General features: G+C 71.5%; 9 protein-coding genes. 3 read left to right on the forward strand and 6 right to left on the reverse strand.

Annotation, left to right across the window (positions count from 1 at the left end):
* Window position 1: 1 nt before the first annotated feature.
* Genes BJ964_RS23310 through BJ964_RS23335 form a run of 6 tightly spaced genes read right to left on the reverse strand, consistent with a single transcriptional unit; the run spans window position 2 to window position 7,544 of the window.
* Window positions 2-1,969: an ABC transporter permease subunit gene (locus tag BJ964_RS23310; RefSeq protein ID WP_188122655.1), complete on the reverse strand. Its 1,968-nt coding sequence runs from the start codon at window positions 1,967-1,969 to the stop codon at window positions 2-4.
* A complete protein-coding gene (locus BJ964_RS23315; RefSeq protein WP_188122656.1) occupies window positions 1,969-3,006 on the reverse strand; it encodes a quaternary amine ABC transporter ATP-binding protein in 1,038 nt (345 codons plus the stop codon). Before BJ964_RS23315 ends, BJ964_RS23310 begins: the two co-directional genes overlap by 1 nt.
* Window positions 3,007-3,023: 17 nt before the next feature.
* The gene (locus BJ964_RS23320; protein WP_188122657.1) at window positions 3,024-4,451 is read right to left on the reverse strand and encodes an aldehyde dehydrogenase family protein; all 1,428 of its coding nucleotides are present in this window, start codon (window positions 4,449-4,451) and stop codon (window positions 3,024-3,026) included.
* A complete protein-coding gene (betA, locus tag BJ964_RS23325) occupies window positions 4,448-6,109 on the reverse strand; it encodes a choline dehydrogenase (RefSeq protein ID WP_188122658.1) in 1,662 nt (553 codons plus the stop codon). Before betA ends, BJ964_RS23320 begins: the two co-directional genes overlap by 4 nt.
* Window positions 6,106-6,426, reverse strand: a complete 321-nt coding sequence (locus tag BJ964_RS23330; protein WP_188122659.1) for a bifunctional 3-phenylpropionate/cinnamic acid dioxygenase ferredoxin subunit — start codon at window positions 6,424-6,426, stop codon at window positions 6,106-6,108. Before BJ964_RS23330 ends, betA begins: the two co-directional genes overlap by 4 nt.
* Window positions 6,426-7,544, reverse strand: coding sequence for an NAD(P)/FAD-dependent oxidoreductase (locus BJ964_RS23335; RefSeq protein WP_188122660.1), 1,119 nt, complete (start codon window positions 7,542-7,544; stop codon window positions 6,426-6,428). Before BJ964_RS23335 ends, BJ964_RS23330 begins: the two co-directional genes overlap by 1 nt.
* 145 nt (window positions 7,545-7,689) lie before the next feature.
* Between BJ964_RS23335 and BJ964_RS23340 the strand changes: the two genes are divergently transcribed.
* The 3 genes from BJ964_RS23340 to BJ964_RS23350 all read left to right on the forward strand — a co-directional run bounded on the left by BJ964_RS23340 (window position 7,690) and on the right by BJ964_RS23350 (window position 12,089).
* Complete coding sequence (locus tag BJ964_RS23340; RefSeq protein WP_188122661.1) at window positions 7,690-8,463, forward strand: IclR family transcriptional regulator; 774 nt, start codon at window positions 7,690-7,692, stop codon at window positions 8,461-8,463.
* Window positions 8,464-8,537: 74 nt separating this feature from the next.
* On the forward strand, window positions 8,538-10,961 hold the full coding sequence (locus BJ964_RS23345; protein ID WP_188122662.1) for a GcvT family protein: 2,424 nt from the start codon (window positions 8,538-8,540) through the stop codon (window positions 10,959-10,961).
* Between the two features lie 9 nt (window positions 10,962-10,970).
* Window positions 10,971-12,089, forward strand: a complete 1,119-nt coding sequence (locus tag BJ964_RS23350; RefSeq protein WP_229807310.1) for an aromatic ring-hydroxylating oxygenase subunit alpha — start codon at window positions 10,971-10,973, stop codon at window positions 12,087-12,089.
* The last annotated feature ends 22 nt before the right edge of the window (window positions 12,090-12,111 follow it).

Here is a 12,111-nt window from a genome sequence, read left to right on the forward strand (position 1 = left end):
TTCAGTGACCTTTCCGGGTGTTCGAGGGGGACGAGGCTCGGGCGATGCGGTCGAGCATGATGCCGAGCAGCACGATGGCCGCCCCGGCCGCGAGGCCCTTGCCGTACAACTGGCTCTGGGAGAAGCCGGCGACCACGTCGTAGCCGAGCGCACCGGCTCCGACCAGACCGCCGACCACCACCATCGACAGCACGTAGATGAGGCCCTGGTTGGCGGCGAGCGTCAGCGACCGCCGGGCCATCGGCAGCTGCACCTTGGTGATCAGCTGCCAGGTGCTGGACCCGGCGGCGGTGGCGGCCTCGACCGTGGTGGCCGGGATGCCGCGTACGCCGTCCGCGACGATCTTGATGGCGACCGGTGCGGCGAACACCACCGCCGCCACGATCGCGGTGAACCTGGTGGCCGCGAAGAGGGCCACGAACGGCACCAGGTAGACGAATGCCGGCATGGTCTGCCCGGCGTCCAGGACCGGGCGGACGATCCGGTCGACGTGCCGGTTACGGCCCATCCACACGCCGACGACGACCCCGAGCACCATCACCAGCAGGGTCGCCACGATCGTCATGGCCAGCGTGGTCATGGCGTCCTGCCACAGGCCGGTGCCGATCAGCAGCGCGAGGCAGGCGACGGTGACGACCGCGGCGCGGACCCCGCCGATCAGCGCGGCGAGCAGTACGGCCACCGCCGCGACCAGCCACCACGGCGACTCGGTGAGCAGCGCCTGGAGCGGGTTGAGCAGGGCGTAGGTGACCAGGTTCTTGACCGCGTCGGTGACGGCGAACAGGTGGTCCTGCGCCCACACGGTCACCGTGTCGGCGCCCCGGGAGATCGCGCCGCCGATCCGGTACGTGTCCGGGAACTCGGCGGCCCACACGTACGTGTAGGACATGTAGCAGCAGGCCGCGGCCAGGATCCCGAACAGCGCCACCAGCGGCCGCCGCAGCCGGGAGGAGGGCCCGGTCCGGCGAACCCGGTCGCCGGCCGCCGTGGTGACCCGGTCCAGCACGATCGCCAGCACCACGATCGCCAGACCGGCGTTGAACGCGGTGCCCACGTCCAGCGTCTGCAACGCCTTGACCACCGACTTGCCCAGGCCGGGCGCGTCGATCAGGGCCGCGATGGTCACCATCGACAGCGCCGCCATGATCGTCTGGTTGACGCCCAGCACGATGGTGCGCTTGGACAGCGGCAGCAGCACCTTGAACAGCTTCTGCCGGCCGGTGGCGCCCAGCGACTCGGTCGCCTCGACCGCCGACGGGTGCACCGAGCGGATGCCGTGCGCGGTCAGCCGGATGGCCGGCGGCATCGCGTAGATCAGCGTGGCGATCGTCGCCGACGCCGGCCCGATCAGGAACAGCAGCGTGAGCGGGGCCAGGTAGACGAAGGTCGGCATGGTCTGCATGAAGTCGAGCGCCGGCGTGATCAGCCGGTGGAACCGGTCGGACAGCCCCGCCCAGACGCCCAGCGGGATGCCGACGAGCAGCGAGATCGCCACCGCGGCCAGGGTCAGCGCCAGCGTGTCCATGCTCTCGGTCCACAGGCCCTGCAACCCGAGGAGGACGAACCCGCCGGCGGCCAGCAGCGCTACGCGCCAATTCCCGAAGACCCAGGAGAGGTACGCGACGAGCGCCACCACGCCCAGCCAGCCCAGCACCGGCACCGGCCGCCCGTACGACGGTTGCGCGATCAGGTCCTGGAGCAGCGTGACCAGGCTGTCGATGGCCGCCCGGATCTCGTTGAAGAAGTACAGGAACACCGGACTGCTGTTGCGGTTGGCGCCGACCGTGTCGTTGACGTCGTTGAGCCAGCGGTGCAGCGGGGTCAGGTCGGCGGGGGACAGGCCGAGGGTGTGCATGCCGTGCACCGGGATCCACAGCACCACCCAGGCCAGCAGCACCGCGGTCACCAGCACCGGCCGGCCGATCCGGCGGCCGGCGGACCGTGGCGCGGCGAGGGTCGTGACGGCCATCAGACGCCGGCCTCCGCGCCGGTGACGACGGTGAGGATCTGGTTGCCGGTGACGACACCGAGCAGCTTCCCGTCCTGGACGATCCGGACCGGTGCGCTCGCCCCGAGAACGGTCCGGACCGCGTCCCGGACGATCACGTCCGGGCCCAGCTCCGGGCCGTCCAGGTCGTCGTCCGGGCGGGGCCGCCGCATCACCCGGCGCAGCGTGAGCACATGCGACTTCGGCACGTCGCGGACGAAGTCGCGCACGTAGTCGTCGGCCGGCGCGCCGACCAGCTCGTCGCCGGTGCCGCACTGCACGGCCGCGCCGTCCCGCATGATCAGGATCCGGTCGCCGAGCTTCAGCGCCTCGGACAGGTCGTGGGTGATGAACACCATCGTCTTGCCGACCTCGCGGTGCAGCCGGATGACCTCGTTCTGCATGTCCCGCCGGATCAGCGGGTCCAGCGCCGAGAACGGCTCGTCGAAATAGAGCACGTCCGGGTCGACGGCCAGCGCCCGGGCCAGGCCGACCCGCTGCTGCATGCCGCCGGACAGCTGGTCGGGGTAGCTGTGCTCGTACCCGTCCAGGCCGACCAGCTCGATGACCTCGCGGGCCCGGCGGTCGCGTTCGGCCCGGCCGGTGCCCCGGATCTCCAGCCCGTACGCCACGTTGTCGACGACCTGCCGGTAGGGGAGCAGCCCGAAGTTCTGGAAGACCATCGAGAACTTGTGCCGTCGCAGGTCCCGCAGCCGCCGGCGGCCGGCGTCCAGGATGTCCTCGCCCTCGAACACCACCTTCCCGGCGGTCGGTTCGACGAGCCGGGTCAGGCAGCGGACCAGCGTCGACTTGCCGGACCCGGACAGGCCCATGACCACGAACACCTCACCCGGCGCCACGTCGAACGACACCTCCCGGACCGCGGCCGTGCAGCCGGTCCGGTCGGCGAGCTCGCGCCGGGACAGCGCGGCCAGCTCGGCCGAGCGTGGCACCCGGTCCGCCTTGGGCCCGAACACCTTCCACAGGTCCCGGACCGAGATGACGGCCTCGGTGGTCATCGTGACAACTCCAATGTTCAGGGACGGAACCAGTGCTGCGGCCGGGGATCGATGTTCTGCCAGACGTGCTTGACCTCGCGGTACTCGTCCAGGCCGCGCGGGCCCAGCTCGCGGCCCACACCGGACTGCTTGAACCCGCCCCACTCGGCCTGCGGCACGTACGGGTGGTAGTCGTTGATCCACACGGTGCCGTGCCGCAGCCGGCCGGCGACCCGCTGCGCCCGCCCGGCGTCCCGTGTCCACACCGCCCCGGCCAGCCCGTAGTGCGTGTCGTTGGCGATCCGGACCGCCTCGTCCTCGCCGCGGAACGTCTCCACGGTGAGCACCGGCCCGAACGACTCCTCGGTCACCACGCTCATCCCGGACCGGCAGCCGTCCAGAACCGTGGGCAGGTAGTAGAACCCGCCGGCCAGCTCCGGGTCGTCCGGCCGCCGCCCGCCGCAGCGCAGCTTCGCGCCCTCGGCGAGCCCGGCCGCCACGTACGCCTCCACCTTGGCCAGATGGGCCGCCGAGATGAGCGGCCCGGTCTCGGCGTCCGGGTCGAACGGGCCGCCCAGCCGGATCCGCGCGGCCCGGTCCACGACCGCGTCCACGAACTCGTCGTGCAGGGACTCCTCGACGATCAGCCGCGCCCCGGCCGAGCAGACCTGACCCGAGTGCAGGAAGACCGCGGTGAGCGCGAAGTCCACCGCGGTCTCCACGTCGGCGTCGGCGAACACCACGTTCGGGTTCTTGCCGCCGAGCTCCAGGGCCACCCGCTTCACCGTGCCGGCGGCCGTGGCCATCAGCCTCCGTCCGGTGGCCAGGCTGCCGGTGAACGAGATCAGGTCGACCCGGGGGTCCTCGGCCAGCGGCGCGCCCACCTCGGGGCCGGCGCCGAGCACCAGGTTCGCCACCCCGTCCGGCAGCCCGGCCTCGGCCAGCAGGCCGATCAGCCGGATCGCGGTCGACGGGGTGAGCTCGCTCGGCTTCAGCACGAACGTGTTGCCGGCGGCCAGCGCCGGGGCGACCTTCCAGGAGGTCTGGAGCAGCGGATAGTTCCACGGCGTGATCAGCCCGCACACGCCGGTCGGCTCGTGCGTGATTCGGCTGATCGCGTCGGTGCGGCCGGTCTCGATCACCCGGCCCGCGTCGGTCGCCGCGATGCCCGCGAAATAGCGGAAGGCCTTCGCCACGTCCGCCATGTCGTACTCGCTCTCGACCAGGCGTTTGCCGGTGTCGAGCGACTCGGCGCGGGCCAGAACGCGCGCGTCCCGGTCGATCAGGGCGGCGACCCGGTACAGCAGGTCTCCCCGCTCGGCCGCCGGGGTGCGCGGCCACGGGCCGTCGTCGAACGCCTGCCGGGCCACGGCGATCGCGGCGAGAGTGTCGGCGCGGGTGTGCTCGGGGACTTCCGCGACCAGGCCGCCGTCGGCCGGGTTGCGGATCTCGCGGGTGGCGGTCACCGGTCGCTGCCCTGCCGGAAGAACGGCACCGGTTCCGCGGCCAGGGGGGTGTTGCCGAGGATCAGGTCGGCCGCCTTCTCGGCGACCATCATCACCGGGGCGTAGATGTTGCCGTTCGTGACGTACGGCATGACCGAGGCGTCGACGACCCGCAGCCCGTCGACTCCGTGCACCCGCATGCTCCCCGGATCGACCACCGACATCTCGTCGACACCCATCCTGGCCGTACAGGAGGGGTGCAGCGCGGTCTCGCCCTCCCGTCTCACCCAGTCGAGGATCTCCTCGTCCGACGCCACCGCGGGACCGGGGGAGATCTCGCCACCGTTGTACGGATCCAGCGCCGACTGGCCGAGGATGTCGCGCGCCACCCGGACCGCCTCCACCCACTCGCGCCGGTCCTGATCGGTGGAGAGGTAGTTGAACCGCAGCGCCGGATGTTCCCGCGGATCCCGGCTGACGATCTTCACGCTGCCCCGGGCGTCGGAGTACATCGGGCCGACGTGCACCTGGTAGCCGTGGCCACCGGCGGGCGCCGAGCCGTCGTAGCGGACCGCGATCGGCAGGAAGTGGAACATCAGGTTCGGGTACGCCACGGTGTCGTTGGAACGGACGAAGCCGCCCGCCTCGAAGTGGTTGGTCGAGGCCGGGCCGCCGCGCAGGAACAGCCACTGCGCGCCGATCCACGGCCGGTGCCGCCATTTCAGGTAGGGCTGCATCGACACCGGCTGGGTGCAGGCGTACTGGACGTACACCTCAAGGTGGTCCTGTAGGTTCTCGCCGACGCCGGGCAGGTGGTGGACCGGGTCGACGCCGAGGGCGGACAGTTCGGCGGCGTTGCCCACACCGGACAGTTGCAGCAGCTGGGGCGTGTTGATCGCACCGCCGCAGAGGACGACCTCACCGGCGTACACCCGTCGCGGAGCGCCGCCCCGGCGGGTCGTGTATTCCACACCGACCGCGCGGGTGCCGTCGAACAGCACCCGGGAGACGTGAGCGCGCGTCCGTACCGTGAGATTGGGCCTTTTCATGGCGGGATGCAGATAGGCGCGGGCCGCGCTGAGACGGCGACCCCGGCGGATGTTGCGGTCGAAGAGGGCGAAGCCCTCCTGGCGCTCACCGTTGACGTCGGCGGTGGCCGGATATCCGGCCTGGTGGCTCGCCTCCAGCATGGCCTGGAACAGCGGGTTGGTCCCGGGACCGCGCTCCAGCACCAGCGGGCCGTCGTGGCCGCGGAACGGATCGTCCGGGTCGGCGGCCAGGCACGACTCCATCTTCTTGAAGTACGGCAGACAGTGCGCGTAGTCCCAGTCGGCCATGCCCGGATCGGCGGCCCAGCGTTCGTAGTCCAGCGGGTTGCCGCGCTGGAAGATCATGCCGTTGATGCTGCTGGAGCCGCCGAGGACCTTGCCGCGGGCGTGGTAGATGCGGCGGTCGAACATGTGCGGCTCGGGCTCCGACTGATATTTCCAGTCGTAGAAGCGGCTGCCGATCGGGAAGGTCAGCGCCGCCGGCATGTGGATGAAGACGTCCCACGGATAGTCCGGGCGTCCCGCCTCCAGCACGAGGACCCTGGTGGACGGGTCCTCGGAGAGCCGGGCGGCGAGCGCGGAGCCGGCCGAGCCGCCGCCGACGATGACGAAGTCGTACCGAGCGGTCATGGGCGGGCCTGCTCGGAGAGCGCCACGTGGACGACACCGTCGGTCACCCGGACCCGGTGGGTGCGGACCGGCTTCTTCGCCGGCGGCGCGTCGACCGCGCCGGTGCGCAGGTCGAACCGGGAGGCGTGCAGCGGGCACTCCACCTCGCAGCCCTCCAGCCAGCCGTCGGCCAGGGAGGCGTCCTGGTGCGTGCAGGTGTCGTCGATGGCGAAGACCTCCCCGTCCTCGGTGTGGAAGATCGCGACCGGCGGGTCGGTCTCCCACCGGTACGCCTCTCCCGGCGGGATCGTGCTCAGCGGGCACACGGGCTGGAACATCAGGCCTCCTGAGGTACCGCGCGCACCTGGCGCCGCCATCGGGTGAACGACTTCGGCCGGTTCATGCCGAGCACCGCGACCGGGTGCCCGTCGCGCTCGTAGACGGCCAGGAAGTCGCGCTGCTCCGGGTCGCCCTCGACGATCCGGACCGCGTCGCCCGGCTCCCGTCGCCCGGCGAACTGGATGCGCACGCCGTACTGGTCGGACCAGAACCAGGGCTGCCGGGCCGGTGGCGGTGTGCCGCCGAGCAGGGTGGCCACCGCGGTCGCCGGATGGTCCATGGCGTGCGACCAGTGCTCGTTGCGGACGCCCGCGGCCACCGCGCAGTCGCCGGTCGCCACCACGGTGGGCAGGCTCGTCGCGCCGTACGCGTCGGTCACCACCCCGCCCGCGACGGCCAGCCCGGATCCGTCCAGCCACTCCACATCGGGCACCGCGCCGATCCCGGCCACCACGACGTCCGCCGGCAGCCGGGTGCCGTCGGCCAGTTCGACCGCCTCGACCCGATCCGAACCGGTCAGCCCGCGTACCGGGACGCCGGTCCGCAGCCGTACCCCGTGGTCGCCGTGCAGGCCCGCGCAGACCGCGCCCATCTCCGGCCCGAGCGGCCCGGCCAGCGGGGTGTCCAGGGCCTCGACGACGGTGACATCGCAGCCGAGCGACCGGGCGCTGGAGGCGACCTCGGCGCCGATGAAGCCCGCGCCGATGATCACCACGGTCGGGCGCCGCCGGAGGTCCTCGCGTAGGGCGATGGCGTCGTCCAGCGTGCGCAGGGTCCGGGCACGGCCGAGCTTCCGGGCCCGTGCCCCGGTCGCGATGACCACGCCGTCCGCCCGGATCTCCGTGCCGTCGCCGAGATGGACGCTGCGCCCGCGCGGATCCAGCCGGGTCGCCGTGACGCCCAGCCGCCAGTCGATCCCGAGGTCCTCGCCGTCGAGGGCGAGGTCGGTCTCGGTGCAGGCGCCGGTCAGGAAGTCCTTGGACAGCGGCGGGCGGTCATAGGGGTGGCGGCGCTCGGCTCCGATGAGGATGATCTCGCCGGAGAAGGACTGTCGGCGCAGCGCGCGGGCGGCGGCGAGGCCGGACAGGGAGGCCCCGACGATCGCGACTTTCTCCACGCCGGTAATCGCCCCCTGTTGTGGAACACGAAACAGTCAGTGAGATCCGCAACAGCCTGTCGGGGGATTGATCGATAGTCAAGAGTGCGACAGATACCGGTCGAATCTCGCAACGTGCCCGAAATTCCTGCCCTAGTGTTGCGCCATGAGCAACCCCGAGCCGGGTCCCGCCCTCGTGCAGTCCGTGGACCGCGCCCTGAGCATCCTGGAGATCCTGGCGAGGCGGCGCAGCGCCGGGGTCACCGAGATCGGCCGGGAGCTCGGTGTGCACAAGTCCACCGCGTTCCGCCTGCTCGCGGTCCTGGAGAGCCGGGGCTTCGTGGAGCAGACCCAGGAGCGTGGCACCTACCGGCTCGGCCTCGGCGTGGTGCGTCTGGCCGGGGCGGTGGCCGCCCAGCTCGACCTGAGCCGGCAGGGCCACGAGGTGTGCGACCGGCTCGCCGCCGATCTGGGGGAGACCGTCAACATCGCCATCCTGGACGGCAGCCGCGTCGTCAACATCACCCAGAGCCGTGGCGCCGCCTCGGTGACCAGCTACAACTGGGTCGGCCGGCAGACGCCGCCGCACGCGACGTCCAGCGGCAAGGTGCTGCTGGCGTTCGCGCCCGGGACGGTCCGGGCCGCCGTCCTCGCCGAGCCGCTCGAACGGTTCACCCCCGCCACCGTCACCGGCGCGACCAGGCTGACCGCCGAACTCGACGCGGTCCGGTCGGCCGGATGGGGATCCACGAGCGAGGAGTACGAGGTGGGCCTCAACGCCGTGGCCGCGCCGATCCGGGGCGCCGACGGCTCGGTGGTCGCCGCCCTCAGCGTCTCCGGCCCGGCGTACCGGCTGGACCGGGCGGCGTTCCCGGAGGTCGCCAAGCGGGTGATCGCCGCGGCCGACGAGGTGAGCGGCCGAATGGGATTCATGCCTTGACGCGAGCCTGACTGTGCGGTGAAGCTGTTGCGTATCGCAGATCCGGTTGCGCTCAACGAAACGCAGGGATCCCCATGGTCAAGCCTCCTCGCGTAGTCATCATCGGCGCCGGCGTCGTCGGCAGTGCCCTGGCGGACGAGCTCACCGAGCGCGGCTGGACCGACGTCACCGTGGTCGACCAGGGCCGCCTCTTCACCCCCGGCGGCTCCAGCTCGCACGCCCCGGGCCTGGTCTTCCAGACGAACCCGTCGAAGACCATGACCGAGCTGGCCACCTACACGGTCGAGAAGCTCAGCGGCCTCACCCTCGACGGCCGGTGGTGCTTCCGGCAGGTCGGCGGCCTGGAGGTGGCCACCACCGAGGCCCGCCTGCACGACCTCAAGCGCCGGCACGGCCTGGCCACCTCGTGGGGCGTCGAGGCCGCGCTGCTCGACCCGGACGAGTGCGCCGCCGTGCACCCGCTGCTCGACCCGTCCCGGATCCTCGGCGGATTCCACGTGCCCACCGACGGTCTGGCCAAGGCGGTCCGCGCCGTGGAGGCCCAGGCCCGCCGCGCGATCGAGCGCGGCGCCCGCTTCCTCGGCGGGCACACCGTCACCGGCATCGGGCAGAGCGCCGGCCGGGTCACCGGCGTGGAGACCGATCAGGGTTTCGTCCCGGCCGACATCGTGGTCTGCGCCGCCGGCTTCTGGGGCCCGCGGATCGGGCGGATGGCCGGGCTCACCGTGCCGCTGCTGCCGCTGGCCCACCAGTACGCGAAGACCGGCCCGCTGCCCGCGCTGGCCGGCGTGAACGACCCGGTCCTGGAGGCGACCCGGCCCATCCTGCGCCACCAGGACCGGGATCTCTACTTCCGGGAGCACGGCGACCGCCTCGGCATCGGCTCCTACGGCCACCGCCCGATGCCGGTCCACGACTTCCTCTCCCCGGCCGAGGCGCCGGTCATGCCGAGCGTCCTGCCGTTCACCGCCGACGACTTCGCACCGGCCTGGCGGGACAGCGCCGCCCTGCTGCCGGACCTGGCCGGCGCCACGATCGAGGAGGGGATGAACGGGATCTTCTCGTTCACCACCGACGGCTTCCCGCTGCTCGGCGAACACCGGGAACTGGCCGGATTCTGGGTGGCCGAGGCGGTCTGGGTCACCCACTCGGCCGGTGTGGCGCGGGCCGTCGCCCGATGGCTCGTGGACGGCGACCCCGGCATCGACCTGCACGAGTGCGACCTGCACCGGTTCGAGACGGTGCAGCTGGCGCCCCGCTACATCGAGGAAAGGGCGAAACAGAACTTCATCGAGGTGTACGACGTCGTGCACCCGTTGCAGCCGATGGAGGACCCGCGCCCCCTGCGGACCAGCCCGTTCCACCCACGGCAGCGGGAGCTGGGCGCGGTCTTCCTGGAGGGCGCCGGCTGGGAGCGGCCGCACTGGTACGCGTCGAACGCCCCGGCCGTGACGCCGCCCCGGGACGAGTGGTCGGCCCGCTACTGGTCACCGATCGCCGCCACCGAGGCCGCCGCCACCCGGGAACGCGTCGCGATGTACGACATGACGCCGCTCAAGCGCTTCGAGGTGAGCGGGCCCGGGGCGCTCGGCTTCCTCCAGCGCCTCACGACCAACAACCTGGATAAATCGGTCGGCTCGGTCACGTACACCTTGATGTTGGATTTCCACGGTGGCATCCGCAGCGACCTGACCGTGGCCCGGCTGGGCGACCAGACGTTCCAGATCGGTGCGAACGGGCCGCTCGACGAGGACTGGATGCGGCGGCACCTGCCCGATTCTGTTCAGTTGCGGGACATCACCGGCGGCACCTGCTGCATCGGCCTGTGGGGCCCGCGGGCCCGCGAGGTCCTCCAACCGCTGACCGACGCCGACTTCTCCAACGCCGGGCTCAAGTACTTCCGCGCCCGACGGGCCTACCTCGGCGAAGTCCCGGTCACCGCGATGCGACTCTCCTACGTGGGTGAACTGGGCTGGGAGCTCTACACCTCGGCCGACCTCGGGCTCAAACTGTGGGACATGCTCTGGGAAGCGGGCCGGGAGCACGGGATCGTCGCGGCCGGGCGCAGCGCCTTCAACAGTCTCCGCCTGGAGAAGGGCTACCGAGCCTGGGGCACCGACATGACGACCGAAAATGATCCCTATGAGGCGGGCCTGGCGTTCGCCGTCCGGATGGACAAGGGCGACTTCATCGGGCGGTCCGCCCTCGAAACGCGCCCGGCGTCGCCGGACCGGCGCCTCACCTGCCTCACCCTCGACGACCCCGCCGCCGTGGTGATGGGCAAGGAACCGGTGTACGCCGACGGCGCGCCCGCCGGCTACGTCACCAGCGCCTCCTACGGCTACACCGTCGGCCGCACCGTCGCGTACGCATGGCTGCCCGCTTCACTCTCCGTGCCGGGCACCGCGGTGGCCGTCGAGTACTTCGGCGTGCGGCTGCCGGCGACCGTCCGGGCGGAACCGCTGTTCGACCCGAAGATGGAACGTATCCGCTCATGAGGAGTGGCCGTGACCGCAAGCCTGATCCCCACCCTGCCCGGCCACTACTACACCGACCCCACGATCTTCACCCTCGAACAAGAGCGGATCTTCGAGCGGATGTGGTTCTGTGCGGCGCGGGCCGCCGACCTGCCGAAACCGGGCAGCTTCCGGACGGTCGACGTCGGCCGGGAGAGCGTCGTCATCGTCCGGGGCCGCGACGGCGTGCTGCGCGCCTTCCTCAACGTCTGCCGGCACCGCGGCGCGAAGCTGTGCACCGAACCGGGCGGTGAGGTGCGACGGGCCATCCAGTGCCCCTACCACGCCTGGACGTACGGGCTGGACGGCAGGCTCATCGCGGCGCCCAACCTGACGAAGATGCCGGACATCGACCGCGTCGAGTACGGGCTGGTCACCGTCCACCTGCGGGAGTGGATCGGGTACGTGTGGGTGTGCCTGGCGGACGAGCCGCCGTCGTTCTCCGACGACGTGACGGGCGCGGTCGTCGAGCGGCTCGGCGATCTGGGCGCGATCGACTCGTACGAGATCGAGAGCCTCGACGTGGGCCGGCGCATCACCTACGACGTGCGGGCCAACTGGAAGCTGATCGTCGAGAACTTCATGGAGTGCTACCACTGCGCCACCATCCACCCGGAGCTGACCGAGGTGCTGCCGGAGTTCGCCGACGGGTACGCGGCCCAGTACTACGTGGGCCACGGGGCCGAGTTCGGCACCGGCATCGAGGGCTTCACCGTGGACGGGAGCGAGGGCTTCGCCAAGCTGCCCGGCGTGACCGACGACCAGGACCGGCGCTACTACGCGATCACCATCAAGCCGCAGGTCTTCGTCAATCTGGTGCCCGACCACATCATCCTGCACCGGATGTACCCGGTCGCCGCCGACCGCACGATCGTCGAATGCGACTGGCTCTACTCGAAACAGGTGGTGGAGTCCGGCCGCGACGTGTCCCGTTCGGTGGAGCTGTTCCACCGGGTGAACGTGCAGGACTTCGAGGCCTGCGAGCGGTGCCAGCCGGCGATGAGCTCCCGCGCGTACGCCCGGGGTGGGGTCCTGGTCCCGTCCGAGCATCACATCGGCGCCTTCCACGAGTGGGTGACGACCCGGCTCGGAACCGCTGTGATTGACTGACGCGTATGGTCCAACGAGTGAT

The organism is Actinoplanes lobatus (genome assembly GCF_014205215.1).
GTDB lineage: Bacteria > Actinomycetota > Actinomycetes > Mycobacteriales > Micromonosporaceae > Actinoplanes > Actinoplanes lobatus.